The 18,735-nt window shown below is 39.4% G+C and carries 16 protein-coding genes; 3 read left to right on the forward strand and 13 right to left on the reverse strand.

Annotation, left to right across the window (positions count from 1 at the left end; translation table 11 throughout):
• Window positions 1-4 precede the first annotated feature (4 nt).
• The gene (locus ELS83_RS01820) at window positions 5-1,207 is read right to left on the reverse strand and encodes a threonine/serine exporter family protein (RefSeq protein WP_171593805.1); all 1,203 of its coding nucleotides are present in this window, start codon (window positions 1,205-1,207) and stop codon (window positions 5-7) included.
• 302 nt (window positions 1,208-1,509) lie between these two features.
• On the opposite strand from ELS83_RS01820, the gene ELS83_RS01825 reads away from it, so the two are divergent.
• Window positions 1,510-3,138, forward strand: a complete 1,629-nt coding sequence (locus ELS83_RS01825) for a SulP family inorganic anion transporter (RefSeq protein ID WP_171593806.1) — start codon at window positions 1,510-1,512, stop codon at window positions 3,136-3,138.
• Window positions 3,139-3,235: 97 nt separating this feature from the next.
• Here the strand turns inward: ELS83_RS01825 and ELS83_RS01830 are convergent, their stop codons facing one another.
• From ELS83_RS01830 to ELS83_RS01865, 8 genes are all read right to left on the reverse strand, one after another.
• Complete coding sequence (locus ELS83_RS01830; protein WP_171593807.1) at window positions 3,236-3,661, reverse strand: acyl-CoA thioesterase; 426 nt, start codon at window positions 3,659-3,661, stop codon at window positions 3,236-3,238.
• Entirely contained in the window at window positions 3,658-4,542 is an 885-nt protein-coding gene (locus tag ELS83_RS01835) for an ATP-binding protein (protein WP_171593808.1), read from the reverse strand. Before ELS83_RS01835 ends, ELS83_RS01830 begins: the two co-directional genes overlap by 4 nt.
• The gene (locus ELS83_RS01840; RefSeq protein ID WP_171593809.1) at window positions 4,535-5,410 is read right to left on the reverse strand and encodes a 4Fe-4S binding protein; all 876 of its coding nucleotides are present in this window, start codon (window positions 5,408-5,410) and stop codon (window positions 4,535-4,537) included. The genes ELS83_RS01835 and ELS83_RS01840 overlap by 8 nt, the downstream gene beginning before the upstream one ends.
• A 2-nt stretch (window positions 5,411-5,412) precedes the next feature.
• Window positions 5,413-5,751: a NifB/NifX family molybdenum-iron cluster-binding protein gene (locus ELS83_RS01845; RefSeq protein WP_171593810.1), complete on the reverse strand. Its 339-nt coding sequence runs from the start codon at window positions 5,749-5,751 to the stop codon at window positions 5,413-5,415.
• Window positions 5,752-5,783: 32 nt separating this feature from the next.
• A complete protein-coding gene (locus ELS83_RS01850; protein ID WP_171593811.1) occupies window positions 5,784-5,963 on the reverse strand; it encodes a DUF5320 family protein in 180 nt (59 codons plus the stop codon).
• 15 nt (window positions 5,964-5,978) lie between these two features.
• Window positions 5,979-6,296, reverse strand: a complete 318-nt coding sequence (locus ELS83_RS01855) for a NifB/NifX family molybdenum-iron cluster-binding protein (protein ID WP_171593812.1) — start codon at window positions 6,294-6,296, stop codon at window positions 5,979-5,981.
• A 4-nt stretch (window positions 6,297-6,300) separates the two neighbouring features.
• The gene (locus ELS83_RS01860) at window positions 6,301-6,705 is read right to left on the reverse strand and encodes a DUF134 domain-containing protein (protein ID WP_171593813.1); all 405 of its coding nucleotides are present in this window, start codon (window positions 6,703-6,705) and stop codon (window positions 6,301-6,303) included.
• Window positions 6,706-6,815: 110 nt separating this feature from the next.
• Complete coding sequence (locus tag ELS83_RS01865; protein WP_171593814.1) at window positions 6,816-7,580, reverse strand: SDR family oxidoreductase; 765 nt, start codon at window positions 7,578-7,580, stop codon at window positions 6,816-6,818.
• Between the two features lie 474 nt (window positions 7,581-8,054).
• Between ELS83_RS01865 and trpB the strand changes: the two genes are divergently transcribed.
• A complete protein-coding gene (trpB, locus tag ELS83_RS01870) occupies window positions 8,055-9,257 on the forward strand; it encodes a tryptophan synthase subunit beta (RefSeq protein WP_171593815.1) in 1,203 nt (400 codons plus the stop codon).
• 71 nt (window positions 9,258-9,328) lie between these two features.
• Complete coding sequence (gene arfB / locus ELS83_RS01875; RefSeq protein WP_171593816.1) at window positions 9,329-9,745, forward strand: alternative ribosome rescue aminoacyl-tRNA hydrolase ArfB; 417 nt, start codon at window positions 9,329-9,331, stop codon at window positions 9,743-9,745.
• A 94-nt stretch (window positions 9,746-9,839) separates the two neighbouring features.
• Here the strand turns inward: arfB and ELS83_RS01880 are convergent, their stop codons facing one another.
• From ELS83_RS01880 to ELS83_RS01895, 4 genes are all read right to left on the reverse strand, one after another.
• Entirely contained in the window at window positions 9,840-11,444 is a 1,605-nt protein-coding gene (locus ELS83_RS01880; protein WP_171593817.1) for a fumarate hydratase, read from the reverse strand.
• Between the two features lie 244 nt (window positions 11,445-11,688).
• On the reverse strand, window positions 11,689-14,970 hold the full coding sequence (locus tag ELS83_RS01885; protein ID WP_171593818.1) for an ABC transporter permease: 3,282 nt from the start codon (window positions 14,968-14,970) through the stop codon (window positions 11,689-11,691).
• Between the two features lie 39 nt (window positions 14,971-15,009).
• The gene (gene gshAB, locus ELS83_RS01890) at window positions 15,010-17,325 is read right to left on the reverse strand and encodes a bifunctional glutamate--cysteine ligase GshA/glutathione synthetase GshB (protein ID WP_216616314.1); all 2,316 of its coding nucleotides are present in this window, start codon (window positions 17,323-17,325) and stop codon (window positions 15,010-15,012) included.
• Between the two features lie 2 nt (window positions 17,326-17,327).
• On the reverse strand, window positions 17,328-18,680 hold the full coding sequence (locus ELS83_RS01895; protein ID WP_171593819.1) for an MATE family efflux transporter: 1,353 nt from the start codon (window positions 18,678-18,680) through the stop codon (window positions 17,328-17,330).
• Between the last annotated feature and the right edge of the window lie 55 nt (window positions 18,681-18,735).

Genomic DNA, 18,735 nt, shown 5'->3' on the forward strand with positions numbered 1-18,735 from the left:
ATTCTTACCTGTTTTTTCGGTCGATAAAACTACCTGAGAAAATCAGTCCACCAATAATTCCCATAAAGATGTAAAGGATCTGTTCGCCCATATTGTGTGGTGCATCGGCTGCATTTAAAAACACACTACTCAGACCAATAAACGCCTTACTTCCTGGTACCAGCATGATAATGCCGGGAACCAAAAATACAAGCTCAGGCGATTTCGTGATTCGGCTAAACAGCTTACTGCAACAAACAGCTGCGATGGTGCCAATAAAAATGCTCATCAGAATTCCTGAAAAATCGAGAAGCGTTGTGGTATGATAGCTTATAAATCCGGCAATTACGCAGAACAGTAGGTCTTTTGGTCGAACCTTAAAGACTGGAAGCAAACTCATGGCCAATAGAACAATGGCAAAATAATCGACCCATTGGGGCACATCATTAATTACTGTATTTGGCTGAAGATCGATAAACAAAGGCAGAATGGCCAAACCAAGCACAACACCAAAAAACTGCTTAAAGAGCGAGACCAATGCATCAAAGAGTTTTGCAGTACCCGAAACCAGGCTGCGCGAAGTAATTTCTTCCAACGCGGTAGTAATCGATAGTCCGGGAATAAAAACAATGATAGAGGCCAAAATGGTCATCGAGATATTTACCTGCTCGAAATAAAGCGACAAAACACCAGTAATTACAGTAGCCACAAATGCCACCAGCGATTCAAGTATACTTCTGATATAATCGGATCGATTCGCAATGAGCGTAATGCCATAAATAATAGCTCCCAATATGGAAGCGATAATGGCAGAAGTCCAGCTTGTATCCAGAATTATGGAAAAAGCACCGGCAGAAGTCATAAAAGCAATCAGTTCAACCCACTTTCCATAACCCAAAGGAGCAGTTTTAATCTGCTCTATTTTTAATTTGGCATCGGCAAAACTCAGCTTGTTAGATAAAACATGATTGGTAATTTCAACAATCTTCGAAAGAGCACCCAAATTTAATTCGCCCGGAGGTACACACTCCACGTAATTATAGGTATGATCATCCTCTTCGTAAAACACATAGTTGATCCAGGTAGGCGTATCCATAAAACTCCCTTTGATTCCTTTCTTCTCGGCTATTTCGCTAAGGTAAATCTGAGATTTATAGGAAGGAACTCCATAAGTGTGCAAAGCTTTACCAAGCTGAACAATGAATTTATATTTCTGAGGTATTTGCATGCTTCTTTTACTGTTTTTATCGTCCTTTTTAGGATTTGAAAACTAAATTCGCACAAAAATACAATTAATAAAGTTCATTCAATCAACTTATTTTACACTTGCTTATATTTATACAAAACAGATGATTGTAATTGTAATTAACAATAGATCAAACCAATAGAAAATAGCGCTAAAAATCAAATAATTACGGACCATTTTATCTTAAAATTGCTCTCGTAAATTAGCTGAAAAATTTATCAATAATAGAGAACAACGAGAGTCGATTCGCATTACTTTTGCAGCTTAATTCAAACAAAATTTTAATGGAATCGATCTTCAGGCCTAAACTGTTTTCAGTTTTAAAAGGCTATAACGCTCAATCTTTTCAAAAAGATTTATTTGCTGGTATTATTGTTGGAATTGTGGCACTTCCTTTGGCCATTGCTTTTGCAGTAGCATCGGGTGTATCGCCCGAAAAAGGATTAATTACAGCAATTATTGCAGGTTTCCTGATTTCCTTTTTAGGAGGAAGCCGCGTACAAATTGGCGGACCTACCGGCGCATTTATTGTAATTGTTTACGGAATTGTACAGCAGTATGGCTTGGAAGGATTAATGATTTCAACCTTTCTGGCCGGAATAATTCTTGTGCTATTCGGTTTGTTGCGATTGGGTGCCATACTTAAATTTATACCGCATCCTTTAATTGTAGGTTTTACTTCGGGAATTGCCCTCGTGATTTTTTCAACACAAATTAAGGCAGCTTTTGGTCTTGAAATTGCCGAATTGCCATCTGAGTTTATTGCTAAATGGACCTGCTACTTTTCACATTTGCAATCTGTTAATGTTTATGCCATTCTTATTAGTTTAGCAACAATACTGATTAGCATTTACGCGGGCAAAATCATTCCAAAAGTACCAGGTTCTTTCATTGCCATTATTCTAATGACCATATTGGTACAGGTTTTTCAATTGCCGGTAAACACAATCGAATCGATGTATGGAGAAATTCCAAATTCCATTGGCTTTGACATGCCCAATATCGATTGGAGCTTGGTTCACAACTATTTTCAACCGGCACTTACCATTGCCATTCTGGGTGCCATTGAGTCCTTGCTTTCTGCCGTGGTTGCCGATGGAATGATTGGTGGAAATCACCGTTCCAATACCGAGCTAATTGCACAGGGAATTGCCAATATATTCTCTCCCATTTTTGGCGGCATTCCCGCAACAGGAGCCATTGCAAGAACCGCTACCAATGTAAAAAATGGTGGACGCACACCAATTGCCGGAATCTTTCATGCACTTACTTTGCTCTTAATTATGCTGGTGTTTGGAAAATGGGCAAAATTGATTCCCATGTCGTGCCTGGCGGGTATTCTAATTGTAGTATCCTACAATATGAGTGAATGGCGCACATTCCGATCCATTTTAAAAGGATCGCGTTTCGATATCATCGTCTTGCTTAGCACTTTTCTGCTTACCGTTTTGGTTGATCTTACCATCGCCATTGAAATAGGAATTGTTCTGGCATCCTTAATTTTCATGTATCGCATGTCTAAAATTAACGGGGTAATACCCATTGAAACCGATTCGGATGATATTCAGAACTATAACCAGCTTCCGAAAGAGATTGAAGTTTATGAAATTAGCGGACCTTTTTTCTTTGCGGCAGCTAAAAGGTACCAGGAAACTTTGCGCGAATTGAAACATTCCACTTCCGTATTGATTATCAGGATGAGACATGTTCCTTTTATTGATGCTACTGGTATCAGGAATTTTACAGAAATCATAAAAACACTGGAAAAACGCAAAACGAAGGTGATACTTTCGGGCGTAAATCCAGAGGTAAAAATGGAATTGAAACGAAGCGAAATTGCCCAATATCTCAGCGAGAAAGAAATGTGTGACAAGTTTGATGATGCATTACGGTATGCAAAAGAAATCAGTTAATAACGATTTCAAAGTCGAACACATGCATATAAAAAACAAGCCGGATCAAAGGATCCGGCTTTCATCATCATGCCTAAACCAAATACTAAGGCAATGATCAAGCTACTACACTTATCTCTTTAAATTGATCTGCGAGGGCTTCCTTTATAATAGAAGGAACACGCTGTGGTTTCCTACTGATGCGATCCACAAAAACCACGGTGCTTTGCGCCTTGCATACCAAATCATCATTTTCATTGACAAAACTGAACTCGAAGTTCATTCGGGTATCAGGAAACTTTTTCAAGCAGGTAAGCACTCGAATTTCCTCGTCATAACCCACCGGCTTTTTATATTTCAGATTCATTTCAATTACCGGCATCATAATACCATGATCTTCCAACACTTTATCACAAATGCCCAGGGATCTTAACAATTCAGTCCTCGCAAAATGGCAATAATCCACATAATTTCCATGGTATACATAGCCCATCTGATCTACCTCTCCATACCTTGGACGTACTACAACTTCTCCTTTAATCATGATATTTCTTTTACTGATTTTTTGATTTGATCCCACATCTTTACCATTGTTTGAGCAATTGGTGATTTGGGCAGGTGTTCAACAATAGATTTACGATTGACAATAGCATTTACCATATCGGTATGAAACGGGATTTTTCCCACCACTTGAATGCCCTGACTCACGAAAAAGCCTTCCATTTGCCTGCTAATCTCAACATTCAAGTCATATTTATTGATAATGGCAGAAATTGGAATTTTAAATTTCTGTACCAATTCAATCAATCGCACTGCATCGTGAAAGCCCGATTTACTGGCTTCTGCAACCAATACAACATGATCTACTCCAGTGAGTGATGCAATTGCAGAACAGCCAACACCAGGAGGTCCATCGTTCAGCAGAAAAGCGGCATTCTGCTTTTTGGCCCTCTCTTTTGCCTCTTTGCGTACAAGGGTCACTAATTTTCCAGAGTTTTCTTCGCCTGCTCCCATTTTTGCATGCAACATGCTTCCAAATCTTGTTTCTGATACGAACCAAAAATTGTTTTTGCTTGGCTCAGAATGTATGGCCCGTACCGGACAAATTCTTTCACATAACCTACATCCTTCACATGTAAAGGCATTCACCTCCAATCCGCCTCCCATTCGATAATGGATGGCATCAAATCTACATTCCTTTTTACAAATGCCACAATTGGTACACACTTCTCTGTCAATACTTGCAATTCTACTTCCTTCGAACTGCTGGGTTTCCAGTATTGTCGGCTGTAAAATCAGATGCAAATCTGGTGCATCTACATCAATATCGGTGAATACAGCATTCTTTGCCAAACTGGCAAAGGCAGCCGCAACCCCGGTTTTACCAGTTCCTCCCTTCCCGCTTAAAATTGTTATTTCAATCATGAATGATCCTGTTTTTCAAATCTATGGCCAATTTCAAAAAAGCCTGCTCTATCAATGGAGGTGTATCTGTTAAAAGTCTGCCTTGTGCATATTGACAGGCATACTCGCGATCGAAAGGGATATCAGCCAAAAGGTCTATTTTCTCTTCTTTGATATACTTATATACCTCTCTATCTCCCAGACCTGCTTTATTCACCACTACACCAAAAGACTTGTTCATCTCTCTCATCAGCTCTACCGTTATGCTTAAGTCGTGCAATCCGAAAGGTGTGGGTTCTGTTACCAGAATCACATAATCGGCATCCGATACAGTTTCTACCACAGGACAACTGGTGCCCGGAGGTGCATCGGAAATCATAATCTCAGAATCGCTCGCAACTGCGCGTTTCAATTCTTTAATCACCCGGGTTTGCATGGGCGATCCAATCCTAAGACTTCCTTCAAGAATATCAGTCTTAGTGTTGGTTGCATAGCTGCTAAGTTCACCAATTGGATGTTTGATTTCGCTGATGGCGTTGTATTTGCAAGCATGCAAACAGGCACCGCAGGAATGGCACATATTGGGATCGATAGCTGCATATTGAACCGATGGCATAATTGAAATGGCATTGAATTCGCAATACTCACTGCATTTGCCGCAAAAAGTGCATTTCGACTCTTCAATTACAGGAACGCTTTGATGTATCACCGATCGGTCCTGCTGTTTGGCATCCCGAAAAAAGAGCAGGTCATTGGGCTCTTCCACATCGCAATCAATCAATTGAATCTTAGGGGTCCATTTGCTTCGAATGGTTTGAAAGAGATTCACGGCCACACTTGTTTTACCTGTGCCTCCCTTGCCACTGCATATTGCTAGTTTAAAAGCCATATTTAATGATCGCAACAGTTGGCAGTAAACTCGATGCTTTCATTCAAAAAGCCTAGTACCAGTTCTTTGGCCTCCAAGGCAGGAGCTCCTACAAAAACATTTACATTTTGTGCGTGAAACAAATCAACTGCTCTTCCGCCCATACCTCCGGCAAGAACATCGGTAACACCTAAATTTGCCAAAAATGGAGGCAGCAAACCAGGTTGATGTGGTGGAGCTGCAATTAATTCTTCCTTTACAATTTCTTTGCCATCAACATCGATTAAAGCAAAATGACTACAGTGTCCAAAATGTGCATCTAAAACGCCCTCTTTAACTGGTACGGCTATTTTTTTCTTCATTGTTTTTTGATTTTTTTTCTTTTGTATGTATTCTATTCTCCGCTTTTTAAGCGTTTTTTCTTTCCTATACCTCCACCACTTTTTCTTTTTAAGCCAAGGCCTTTGCCAAGTTTGTTAAGAAGTGTTTCCTGCTCCTGATTCCTGCACTTCCCTAAACCGCGGCCTGTTTCCTTGCCTTTCCCTTCTGGTCCGCTTTGATCCATTCGTGGCATAGTAATCTGTTTTATTTAGGATTTAAAATTCTCTACTATTTCTTTAATGCTTTTATGATCATCCTTTAAAATGACCATCTGGATATTGAATTTTTCGAGCAGATCCTTTGCTTTCGGACCAAAATCACCGGATATGACTTTATTCACTCCCATTTCGATGAGTTCTTCAACCACTTTGGCGCCCGCACCCGAAGGAGCATCAATGTGCTTATTTTCGAAAAAATCCATTAAATCGGTGGTATCATCGTATAGACAAAACCATGCTGCACGTCCAAAGCGCAAGTCGAACAATTGGTCTTCTCCTTTTCCACTTGATGTGATGATTGTTTTCATTTTATCATTTGTTTAAAGATTCTATGTTTATGGAATTACAGGCCGGACATTTCTCACTGTCCATGCCTTTTGGAATATTAAAGCGAGCATGACATTTGTTGCATACAAACCAATCTTTATCCATGATGGCATTGCCATAAACCGTATTGATGTTTTTCGTTTCGACCAAAGCCTGGGCAATTTTTCTTCGTGCCGATTCGTATATCCTGGCAAAGGTAGGACGAGAAACTCCCATAATTTCAGCTGCCTCTTTGTGGTTCATCAAATCGTAATCAGCCAGTTTAATGGCTTCATATTCTTCATAATGCAAATCAATGCCATCTTTGTTTTTGGCATTTACACCAAAGGGCCTATATCCCTTAAAACGTGGTGGTTCCACAACTTTTCTTAACCTGGTTTTTCTTGGCATATCCTTAATTTTAAAACAAACTTATTGAGAATATTCTCATTTCGCAAATTTTTCAAACAAAAAAAAGAGATCATTTCTGATCTCTTCATTTATTTTATGTCTCACATTTGTCAAGCCTCTTGTTCTTCCGAAATAAAGTGAGCAAACTGTTTTTCTACTGTTACAGGTTCTGTTAGATACAGTTCTCCAACCTGTTTCGACATCATGTCTGGGAATACATATTCGCTACCGGTTTTTAATCCTTTAATAATGTCTTTGGCAACATTCTGAGGAGAATCTTTATCCATATCTAAATCTCTTGTCATATCCGTATCAATAGGTCCGGGATATACACCCATTACCAGGATGTTTGAATTCAACAGCTCTCCTCTCATTCCCTGGGTAATACTGTGAACCGCTGCTTTCGAAGCAGAATAGGTACCTGCCACCGGCATACTTGCCAAACCCAGAACCGATGCTACATTTACAATTGCTGCAAATGGTTTATTCTGTAAATGATCGATTAACGAAATACTCAACTTCACCAGTCCCCACACATTTACCTCAAAATTATCCGATAATGTATCCAATGTCTCATCTGAGAAAAATCCACCGGCTTCGTATACACCAGCATTGTTAATTAAAATCTCAACATCTTTTACTTGTCTTGTAGCTCTGATGATCGATTTATCATTTCTTAAATCCAATAGGATGGGAACCAGTCGTTCTCCATATTCCGGTTTTAAATCATCCAAAGATGTTAGATTTCTCACACCTGCATACACTTTTTTTGCTCCTGCCTCGAGTAGTTCAATGGTTATTGCTCTTCCAATTCCTCTGTTTGCCCCACTAACAAAAGCAACTCTCCCTTTCGGGGATACTTTTAACTCATTCATTGCAACCTCCGTTTTATACCATTTAAAAACTAACAATTAGGAATAAAGCCGATAAGTATCCGAATCTTAATATCAAAAAATTGGTTTGAAGTTGAATAGATAAAAAGTTTCTCAAATACGCATCGATATTATTTAAATTGAATCTATACAAATTACAAATATCAATTCCCAATAGCAATGTAAATAAGCACTTAAAGTCAATTTAAAAAATTCAACAAATATCAACATTACAAGAATAAATGCGATCAATCGTTATTTTTATACCTTTGCAAACAATGCAATGTTTCGGCGATTTCTTATCCGGGTGCGAGTAGTCTATAATCTTTTCCAATGGCATTCCGGGCTGGAAGTTTTTAAGAGACATTGCATTTTTTTATACATCCTTCCACATTTATAGAAGCAGAACCAAATCCGATAGCTATATTTGGGTTTAGTTTTGATAACCACAGAAAATAATAACCAAAATTTTAATAGATGTCATCTAACTATTTTAAGAATTATCCTAACGAGAAAGGATATTTCGGGGAATATGGAGGAAGCTATATCCCTGAAGAGCTGCAAGAAGAAATGCAAAAAATCAACGATGCTTACTTTTCCATAAGCAAGTCTCATGAATTTATTTCTGAATTGAGGAGCATTCGCAAGCATTTCCAGGGACGACCAACCCCTGTATACTATTGCAACCGATTATCGAATAAATATGGTGGTAGAATTTACCTGAAGAGAGAAGATTTGAACCACTCGGGAGCGCACAAACTGAATCACTGTATGGGTGAAGCTCTACTTGCCAAATACATGGGCAAGAAAAAATTAATTGCAGAAACCGGTGCAGGTCAGCATGGTGTGGCTTTGGCTACTGCAGCTGCCTATTTTGGCTTAGAGTGTGAAATTCACATGGGCGAAGTTGATATCGCCAAAGAGCACCCGAATGTAATGCGCATGAAGATACTTGGGGCAACTGTAATTCCTGTAAGTCATGGCCTGAAAACCCTGAAAGAAGCAGTTGATTCGGCTTTCCAATCTTATTTAAAAGACCCGATAAATACCATTTACTGTATCGGTTCGGTAGTTGGACCTCATCCATTTCCAATGATGGTGAGAGAATTCCAAAGAGTGGTTGGAATTGAAGCCAGGGAACAATTCCAGGAAATGACAGGGGAACTGCCTGATAATATAGTGGCCTGTGTTGGCGGTGGCAGCAATGCCATGGGACTTTTCTCGGCATTTTTAGACGATGAAGAATGTACCTTGCACGGTGTTGAACCTGCTGGAAGATCCTTCGATAAAGGAGAGCATGCGGCAACCTTAACTTTTGGTAAGCCAGGTGTTATTCATGGTTTTAAATGTTACCTTTTACAAGATGAAGAAGGTCAGCCTGATCCGGTATACTCTGTAGCCAGCGGTTTGGATTATCCTGGTGTTGGACCAGAACACTCCATGCTAAAAGACTGGAACAAGGTAGAATACCATTCGGTTACCGATAAGGAATGTATTGATGCTTTCTACGAATTAAGTCGTTCGGAAGGAATTATTCCTGCTTTGGAAAGTTCTCATGCAGTAGCTTATGCATTAAAACTGGCAAAGGCCAATCCTCGTCAGTCTATCCTCTTAAACCTAAGTGGACGTGGCGATAAAGATCTTGACTTTGTGGTTGAAAAATACGGGTTACCTGAATAAATCATACATAGGGTAAGAGTGCTGCTCATTGGGCAGCACTTTTTACTTCAATTGACAAACTTTATTTTAAGATGAAGGACACATATCAATTTACAAAAGATCTGAGCAGCGAATTTGAATTCATTACATCCAGGAGCAGTGGTCCGGGTGGCCAGAATGTAAACAAGGTGAATTCAAGGGTAGAATTGCGCTTTTCTGTATTCGAATCCAAAATTCTGAGCGAGGACGAAAAGGAGATTATCTTTAGAAAACTGTATCACAATATCAATAAAGAGGGCATATTATCGGTAACAGCGCAAACAGAACGTTCTCAGATTTTGAATAAGGAAATTGCCATACAGAAATTCTATCAATGGATTGAGTTGGCGCTTACACCAGTAAAACCAAGAAAAAAGACCCGGCCTACAAGATCATCTGTAGAAAAAAGAAAAACCGATAAACAACAGCAATCCAAGAAAAAAGAGAACAGGAGAAAACCTGATTATTAAGACTTCATTTCTCTTCACCTCCAGAATTACATTTCATAAAAAAAGCCTGCACCATTACTGATGCAAGCTTTATATGATTTGATGAATTTACAGATTACATATCTGCAAAGAAATCATTTCCTTTATCGTCTACAATAATAAATGCAGGGAAGTTTTCTACGCGAATCTTACGAACTGCTTCCATTCCCAATTCAGGGAAATCGATTACCTCGATAGATTTAATGCTGTTCTTCGCCAATACTGCAGCAGGTCCACCAATCGATCCCAAATAGAAACCACCATTGGCTTTACAAGCATCGGTAACCGATTTGTAACGATTTCCTTTGGCAACCATCACCATCGATCCACCTACTTTCTGGAATACATCTACATATGGATCCATACGTCCGGCAGTTGTAGGACCGAAACTACCCGATGGCATTCCTTCTGGAGTTTTAGCCGGACCAGCATAGTAAACCGGGTGATTCTTGAAGTATTCAGGCATTTCTTTGCCATCATCCAACATCTTCTTAATTTGTGCATGTGCAATATCACGAGCAACAATCATGGTTCCTGAAAGATTCAAGCGAGTCTTAATAGGATATTTTGTCAACTCTTTCAAAATGTCTTCCATTGGTTGATCCAAATCGATATCAACAGCTTCCTTCATTGCAGGAGCTTCTTCTGGCATATATTTTACAGGATCTTTTTCCAATTGCTCAAGGAAAATACCTTCTTCGTTAATTTTTGCTTTGATATTTCTATCGGCACTACAGCTAACACCTAATCCTACCGGACAAGAAGCTGCGTGACGTGGCAAGCGAATTACTTTAACATCGTGAACGAAATATTTTCCACCAAATTGAGCACCAATTTCACTCTCACGACAAATTTGTTCTACTTTTTTCTCCCATTCCAAATCGCGGAAAGCCTGGCCACCTTCGTTACCTTCTGTTGGCAAGTGATCCAAATATCCAGTTGATGCTTTCTTAACGGTTGCAAGGTTGGCTTCTGCCGAAGTACCACCAATTACCAAAGCCAGGTGATATGGAGGACAAGCCGAAGTACCTAAATCTTTAATCTTCTCTTTGATGAATTTGGTTAAGTTTTCCTCGTTCAAAAGAGCTTTTGTTTGCTGATACAAGAAAGTCTTGTTTCCTGATCCACCACCTTTGGTTAGGAACAAGAATTCGTATTCGCTCCCCTGGTTGGCATAAATATCAATCTGTGCAGGCAAGTTGTTTCCGGTATTTTTCTCTTCGAACATCGAGAAAGGAACAACTTGTGAATATCTTAGGTTTCTTTCCTGGTAAGTATCGTATACTCCTCTTGATAAATGCTCAGCATCATTCGCTCCAGTATAAACATCTTCACCTTTCTTGGCAACAACAATTGCAGTACCAGTATCCTGGCAAGTTGGTAACTGACCATCTGCAGCAACAACCTGGTTCATCAACATGGTGTGAGCCACAAACTTATCATTATCAGAAGCTTCACCATCTTTTAAAATATTCTGCAATTTTTCAAGGTGTGCAGGACGAAGGTAAAATGAAACATCTGAGAATGCAGCTTTCGATAAAAGCTCTAATCCTTTAGGATCTACCTTAAGAATTTTTCTACCGTCAACATCAATTGTTGATACATAATCCTTAGTCAACAAACGATATTCAGTCGTATCCTTTGTGATCGGAAATGGTTTCTGATATTTAAAATCGGACATGATATGATAATTTAAATTTTGTGTATTACTTCTTATTTAGTGTATACAGACAAAGATAAAACAAAATGCATTGGTCGCTTTATTTAAAAGGCTATTCTAAAACATTGCCCTTAAACATACAATAATGCGAAAGCCCCGCCTTCATTTCAAGCATGATTAACATACAAAAATCATGTAAAATGAATCAATACCCAAACTACAAAATCATCGATAAATAATGATAGTCAAGCAAATAAGAATTCAATTATTCATTCTTCAAATCATCTATGATCTTTTGCCTCTTAAGCATTCTCAAAGGGAAATAGATCCATAACAATCCACTTATAGTGATTAGTGACAGCAATGCAAGTACATATAAATATGGCATCTGAAAAGCATTGCTAAACAGTGAAGGCAATACACCAACAAAGGCCGATAAAATACCTGTTAATAGGCCTAGTACAAGTAAAAACAGGTTTTCGACAAACAGAAGTTTAAAAATGCTCTTTTGAGTATATCCAATGGCTCGTAGTACAGCCAACTCTTTTCTGCGCTCCCATACATTGCGTAATAAAACAATACCCAATCCAATGGTTCCAATAATTACACCCAGTCCGCCCAAAACCATAAACATGCTTAAATAGGTATTCTCTACCGAATAAAAAGCAGCCATCTTATCAGAAGTTTTTGTTCCCTGTACTCCCAAATCCTGTAGGTTGTCTTCAAAATTTCTAATGAAAAGAGAGTCTTGTGGTAGACAATCGGCCAATACAATTTTAGAGCCACTCACCGAAGGAAAATGTTTCTGGAACAAATCATCAGCAATTAAAATATTGCCCTGAAAAACCGAATTGGCCAATCCTCCAACTAACAGGAGCTTTACATCCTGTCCATTTTCGTCCTGGTAAATCAAAGTATCTCCTACCGCCTTTTTTAAGCCCCATAAAATTACAGTCTGATCGGCTATAGCCGGAATTACACCTTCTCCAAAATCCTGATTTAGTGCCTTCCATGGGTTATCCTGATCTACCCCGGGTAATAATTTCGCAAAACTGAATGCATGCCTCTCTTCAAAGCTTTGAGTCGTAAAGCCGAGTATTCTTGGTTGACTTACCTGGTTCAAATTCAAACAGCTGGCGTCGTCGCCTTCCAGGGCTCTGAATTGCACAAAGCTCACCTCTTTATCGAGATCTCCTTCCCAGAATCCGGCCTTTTCCTGACCTTCTACACTATTCAAATCGTTTAGGATAGGCAGAGTTGACTCTATCCAATACTCGTAACCTCCAGTTCCCGACTGATATGAATTTTCACTATCGTAGAAAGTCTTACGGTTGGCGCCAGTAATCAGTACCGAGAAGGTTCCCAACCCTAATAAAACCACAATGGCCAAACTACGCTTGCGATTTCTGGCAGCATTTTTAATGGCCATTTCGCCAAGGCCTGGTGTTCTTTTATGAAATTGGTTTGCAACTTTATTCAGGTAATGATGCACTAAAAAGGAAAGGGCAAGTAATAACAATCCTCCTGCCGATAAAAGCATTTCAGCATTCTGTTCCAGGGATGAAACAAATGCATAAACAATAATGAACCCACAAAGTAAAAGACTTATTATTCCAAAAATCAGCGAATAGCTTTTCCCTTTCTTAATCATTTTCTCTTCCTGGCTCTCTTTTATCAAACCAATCACCGATTGTTTTACTTTCTTTCGGCTTACAAAATAAATGCAGAGCAATGCAATAATCAATCCGGAAAAATAACCAATTAACAAAGTACTGAATTTTACATGTACACCCAACATATTGGTTCTGACAACATCCTGCCAAACAGAATTTAAAGCGCCAATTAGAATTTCGTTGTAGAGCGCACCTACCAGCACACCCAACAATCCGCCAAACAAAACGGTAACAAGCGATTCTCTGAATCGAATGCTTAAAATCTGTTTTTGGCTAAAGCCCAGGCCAAGTAGTATGCCTGTTTCCTTACTTCTGTTATCGAGATTTAGAGAATATATTAAAACCGTAAGAATTATTGCTGCCGCGATAATAAAGAAACTCAAACTGAGGAACAAGCCACCAAAATCCACCATATTCCCTGCTGCCCTGTCGCCTTCGCTTCTTACCGACTCAAATTGCAAAGCCAAAAGCTCCGGTCGAACCTTATTCTGAATTATTTCGCGCAATTCTGTTTCATTGGCGTTCAAATTATTAAATCGTAATGCCGTGTAATCGCCATATTTATTGCTCCACAATTGCAGTGCTGTATTTTGTGCAATATAGGCTTTTGGCGTACCCTTATATTGTTTCCAGTACTCTTCATCCTTAGGCCTGATTTTCGAGAAGTCCACTGGAACACCAGCTTCCCATTCGCTACAGGAACCAGCATCTGTTAATCCAGGAAAGGAAGGCATCATGGAAGCATCCCAATACTCATGATCCATTGGCAACACCTCCTTAACGATAAAGCTTTTGCTCTCCTCTACCAACTGTCGCAAGGCGCCAATTCTATAATATTTTAGCTCAATTTCATCTCCAGCTTTTGCATTAAGATCATCTGCCAGCCAGGAATTGATCATGATTTCATTCTCCTGAAGCGAATTCCCTTCCTGCTTGCTTGTTGATGTTACAAATGAATAAGGAGTTTCTTTGTCATTTAATACAAATCCATTCACAAAATAGCTTAGAATTTGCTCTTTGTTCCCTGAATCTGCGCTGAGCACATTCGAAATCTGTGAGTCGATAAAGACACGATCCGAAGTCAATTCATATTGCGATTTGCCATCTACCTTTTTCAATTGAAGGCTGGCATCTTCCAATTTCCAGTTCTTCGACAAATGATTATTAAGCAGATCACCGGATAGGGAATGCTCAGCTGCCAGTAGAATTAAATTGGCTACATCTTTGATCTCCAACTCTTCTGAAAGGAAATCTCTCGATACAAAAAGATTATAGGGTGCAACCTGGTTGCTTTTCAAACTGAATCGTCCCAATTGCTTATCCTGTGCAATGCTTTTTACCTGCAAGCGCAGGGCTATGCTCTGATCCTCATCCGAAACAAAAGGTGCATTTGCAGGAATAATACTGGCCTTTCGCAATCGCAAAAGAAAGGAATCCCCTTCCAATAAATCCATCCGATTGGCCAGATTCTCGCTAATGCATACTTCATTTTGTTTTAGCCTATAGATATCGGAATCGGCAATATCACAAAAAGTGGAATCTACTCCATACACCTGAATTTGGTTCACACGGGTATTGCTTTCCGGTCTTATTGCAATTCCTTCCACTCGAAGAATGGGTTCGGCAATGGCATTTGCATCCTTGCCTATTTCCCTGGCCAGTTGCGATCGTACAAACCGATCGCCTGTATCCATTGCATATTCGATTTTCCCAAGGCGCAGACCAACCAATTCGTGCAGGCTGTTTCGTACCGAATCGCCAACAATTAAAGCACCGGTTAAAACCGCAGTACTTACAATTGTGCCCAATAATACAGCCAAATGCTGTTTTCTAAAATGCCATAAACTCTTTAGAATGTATTTTGTTTTGTTCATGCCTGGAGGATAGAGGTTGATATTAATGCCTGAATTTACTTAAAAACCCAATGCGTCCAATATTTTTTCGTTCAACTTTCTGTTCTCTCCCTGGTATGGATAACAATGGATATGTATGGCCGGATTAAAATTCATTTCGATAATGGCATAATTATCAGGCTGTGCTGGCTTGCTAATGTCTTCAATCATCATATCCAAACCAGTAATTCTTACCCCTAAAGCTTTCGCTGATTTAGCCGCAATCTCTTTGTAAGAAGGATGAATATCATCGGTAAAATCGATACTATCGCCACCTGTACTGATGTTTGAATTTTCTCTCAGGTAAACAATGGCATCCTTTGCAGGAATACTCTCAAAGTTCAGTCCCTGCTCAGCCAAAAATATGGCTTCGGCCTCTTCCAACCTTATTTTTTCCAAAGGAGTACGGTATCCTCTACCACGCAAAGGGTCTTTGTTCTTTTCCACAACCAACTGGCGAATACTGCTTTTTCCATCGCCTTTTACATTGGCCGGAACCCTATGAAGAATACCAGTAACCTCTTCGTTAATCACAAAAAAGCGATACTCTTTTCCTGCAACAAATTCCTCTATCAGAATGCTATTATCGTGTTCGAAAGCAATATCAACAGCTCGCTGATACACATCTTCCTTATTGTTTTCTTTCAAGATGGTAATGCCCAGTCCAAAATTGGTCGATTTTGGTTTGATTACGATTCCCTTTCCTTCGAATAAATCGAAATCGGAACGAGCCTGTTTTGCATCCATATAATCCAGACCGCAAGGAACCCTAATTTCTGTTTTCTCCAGGATTTTCTTTGTTACCAGCTTATTTTCCATCATCAGTACACTCGAATAGTTATCCAATGAGGTACGCGTGGCCTGCATAACATATTCGGTCTTTTCTCCACGATGCAGACTGATAAAATTTTCACTTCGGTCTAGTATTTTAAACTCAAGGCCTCGGCGCAAGGCTGCTTTCATGAGTAATTGAGATGAGAGCTCCAGGTCTTCAAATCCGTGAAAACGGAAACCACTCATTTCGCTATCTTCTTTAAATTTTTTGGCCTGTTTCAAATGAAAAGGGATAAATCCTTCTTCATCTATCTTTTGTTTTACCTTTAGCGATGATCGCAAATCGGGTTGTAATATGCATTTTTCAATCTGATTGAAAGCTGACTGATACAAGTCATTCTCTTCTACACCCGATGTTTTCATGAAGGATTTTAAATCGGAAAGAAGTTCTTGAAGCATCTGATCAATTTTCACATTATTCCCCTCAAAATCTTTCAATAGCAAATCGGGATTCAGGCCACTGCAAGCCACCCAATCGTGATTTTTTGCCGCAATTTTTTGTTCTGCATCATTGTATTTCACCTGCTCTTCCTTAAACAGGCAATAGAGCATGAACAAATGCATAAAGTACAGCCTGTTTTTCGATACTCCAGACTTTTCAAATGGATCCAAATCCAGTATTCTCACTTCAAGATGCGAGATTTTTTTGCCTTCTTCATCAAATTTTATGCGTATTGGCAGATACAATTCCTCATCAATCAACAACTTACCCGAATCAACCAGCTCTTTTACCGTTTGTTTATAGGAAGACAAGCTGTTAAAATCTACAAAGTATTCCTCTGCATTTCTATAACCTGCCGAACTGGTGCGAATCGACACTGCTTTTCTGCAACCCATTCTCATTTTCTCGCCCGTCTTTAGCGATTTCATTTTCAGAGAAGGATCGGCTTCCGGACTATCTCCAAATAACCACACCAGCAACCAGCGGTATCGCATAAAATTACGCACCATTTTCAGATATAGAGCTTCTCGGAAAGTTTCCTGATTCTCGTCCCATTTAATGGCTTTACAGAGTTTTCTTTCCAATCGGTCTGAAAGGGAAAAATTAAAGTGAATGCCCGATAGCATTTGTCTTTCCTTGCCATATCGGTTGGCCAACTCCTCACGATATTTCTCTTTGTGAATTCCTTCTTCTCCGAATTTGGCAATGGGTATTTTCTCCTCATCGGGCAATAGTGGCGGCAAACTTTGGGGCCATAATAACTCATCTCCAAGGTTTTCGGAGATTACATCGTTTAAGGTTTCCAGGAATCCATGTACCTCGGCAATACTTTTTAATGGAGGCGTTATCATTTCTACCTGGCTTTCAGAAAAATCGGTTGTTATAAAAGGGTGACGATATTTATCTCCCAGGATTCCAGGGTGTGGAGTACTGGCCATCCTTCCCATTTCGTCTACACGAACATTCTCTTTCTCGATGCCAAATAAACCATCGGTAATACTTGCTTTAATACTCTTACAAGCTAATGTCTTCGATATATTATTGATTAAATGATGCATCATATTTATATTTTTCCAAACGTATTTTTCTTCATATATGCTCTAAGCAGTAGGTACATAACCAATCCCTTTAAGATACTACTTCCTGTGATACTCCACCAAACGCCATTTAAACTTAGGAAGGTATAGAAACCCAGGAAATATGCTCCAGGCAATCGTAATGATGTAAAAATAACACTTACTGCTGCCGATATGTTTGTTTTTCCCAAGCCATTAAATACACCTGCATTAATCATTTCGAGGCACATAAACAATTGAGATACTGCTAAAATCATAAGGTATTCCTTACCCATAAGGATACTTTCCTGTTCGGGCACGAAAATGGAAAATAGGGTTTCGGGTAATAACAAAAACAGAACGGTTGTTACACTACCCACTGCAAAAGACATGCGCCAGCCTGCTTTGTAGATGTTTGGCACTTTGCTAAGGTTTTTAGCACCATAGCTCTGCCCTACCATAATGGTAACTGCCTGCATAAAGCCACCTACAATCATAAAAGTGATCGATTCTATTTGCACACCAATTTTCTGTACTGCAATGGCATTGGGTCCCCACTCGGCAATAATCCTTGCCAAAAAGATATAAATAATAGAAAAAGAAACCCTCTGAATGGCAGCCGGTGTACCCACCGCAAATATGGTTTTGAATTTTTCAAGGTTTGGTAAAATGCCATGGAAATTGATATTGGTAGTTTTCTTGTAGATGACTAGAAAATAGATCAAACTCAAGCTACGGCCAATAATGGTAGCATAAGCAGCACCATCTACTCCAAGCTTTAAACCAAAAATAAGTAAAGGATCGAGTGCAATATTGGCAATGGTTCCTATTAAACTGGCCTTAAAGGATATTTTAGTCTTCGAATGGGCATTAAAAACGCTAATAAACAATAAGTTTGCATAGCTCATAATCACACCAAATGTGCTAATTACAAGATAGGATACCGCCATCTCGTTCACCTCGGGATCCTGCATCTTAAAAAAGTTGATGAACTTCTCGGGAAAGGCCCAAAAGATGGTAGAAAACAAGGCAGCTATCAACCCAATACCCCAAAGTGCCGAAGTGGCAAATCGTCCGGCAGCTTCATCGTCTTTTGCGCCCACCGAATGTGCAATTTTGATGTTGGCACCCACAGTAACAATGGAGGCCATTGCCCAACCCAAATGCAGGAAAAATCCGGCTGATCCTACAGCTGCTACGGCATTACTTCCCAATGATCCTACCCATATCATATCGGTAAGATTATATGCTGTGTGCAGTAAATAAGACCCAATAATTGGAATGGCCAATTTCAAAAGGTCTTTCCCCACGGCCGAATATTGTTGTTCTCGTTGAAAGAAACGAGTAAAAAATCTGATCATAAAAAAAACTCGAAATACAAGTACAAAAGTACAACCTATTTCGAGTATTAGTTCT

This window comes from Marinifilum caeruleilacunae (assembly GCF_013141825.1).
In the GTDB taxonomy this organism is placed as follows: domain Bacteria; phylum Bacteroidota; class Bacteroidia; order Bacteroidales; family Marinifilaceae; genus Marinifilum; species Marinifilum caeruleilacunae.

What these genes read in the sequence shown, in the direction of transcription:
- ELS83_RS01820 (WP_171593805.1), bottom strand. Translation starts at nt 1,207, where the DNA reads ATGCAAATACCTCAGAAATATAAATTCATTGTTCAGCTTGGTAAAGCT.
- ELS83_RS01825 (WP_171593806.1), top strand. Translation starts at nt 1,510, where the DNA reads ATGGAATCGATCTTCAGGCCTAAACTGTTTTCAGTTTTAAAAGGCTAT.
- ELS83_RS01830 (WP_171593807.1), bottom strand. Translation starts at nt 3,661, where the DNA reads ATGATTAAAGGAGAAGTTGTAGTACGTCCAAGGTATGGAGAGGTAGAT.
- ELS83_RS01835 (WP_171593808.1), bottom strand. Translation starts at nt 4,542, where the DNA reads ATGATTGAAATAACAATTTTAAGCGGGAAGGGAGGAACTGGTAAAACC.
- ELS83_RS01840 (WP_171593809.1), bottom strand. Translation starts at nt 5,410, where the DNA reads ATGGCTTTTAAACTAGCAATATGCAGTGGCAAGGGAGGCACAGGTAAA.
- ELS83_RS01845 (WP_171593810.1), bottom strand. Translation starts at nt 5,751, where the DNA reads ATGAAGAAAAAAATAGCCGTACCAGTTAAAGAGGGCGTTTTAGATGCA.
- ELS83_RS01850 (WP_171593811.1), bottom strand. Translation starts at nt 5,963, where the DNA reads ATGCCACGAATGGATCAAAGCGGACCAGAAGGGAAAGGCAAGGAAACA.
- ELS83_RS01855 (WP_171593812.1), bottom strand. Translation starts at nt 6,296, where the DNA reads ATGAAAACAATCATCACATCAAGTGGAAAAGGAGAAGACCAATTGTTC.
- ELS83_RS01860 (WP_171593813.1), bottom strand. Translation starts at nt 6,705, where the DNA reads ATGCCAAGAAAAACCAGGTTAAGAAAAGTTGTGGAACCACCACGTTTT.
- ELS83_RS01865 (WP_171593814.1), bottom strand. Translation starts at nt 7,580, where the DNA reads ATGAATGAGTTAAAAGTATCCCCGAAAGGGAGAGTTGCTTTTGTTAGT.
- trpB (WP_171593815.1), top strand. Translation starts at nt 8,055, where the DNA reads ATGTCATCTAACTATTTTAAGAATTATCCTAACGAGAAAGGATATTTC.
- arfB (WP_171593816.1), top strand. Translation starts at nt 9,329, where the DNA reads ATGAAGGACACATATCAATTTACAAAAGATCTGAGCAGCGAATTTGAA.
- ELS83_RS01880 (WP_171593817.1), bottom strand. Translation starts at nt 11,444, where the DNA reads ATGTCCGATTTTAAATATCAGAAACCATTTCCGATCACAAAGGATACG.
- ELS83_RS01885 (WP_171593818.1), bottom strand. Translation starts at nt 14,970, where the DNA reads ATGAACAAAACAAAATACATTCTAAAGAGTTTATGGCATTTTAGAAAA.
- gshAB (WP_216616314.1), bottom strand. Translation starts at nt 17,325, where the DNA reads ATGATGCATCATTTAATCAATAATATATCGAAGACATTAGCTTGTAAG.
- ELS83_RS01895 (WP_171593819.1), bottom strand. Translation starts at nt 18,680, where the DNA reads ATGATCAGATTTTTTACTCGTTTCTTTCAACGAGAACAACAATATTCG.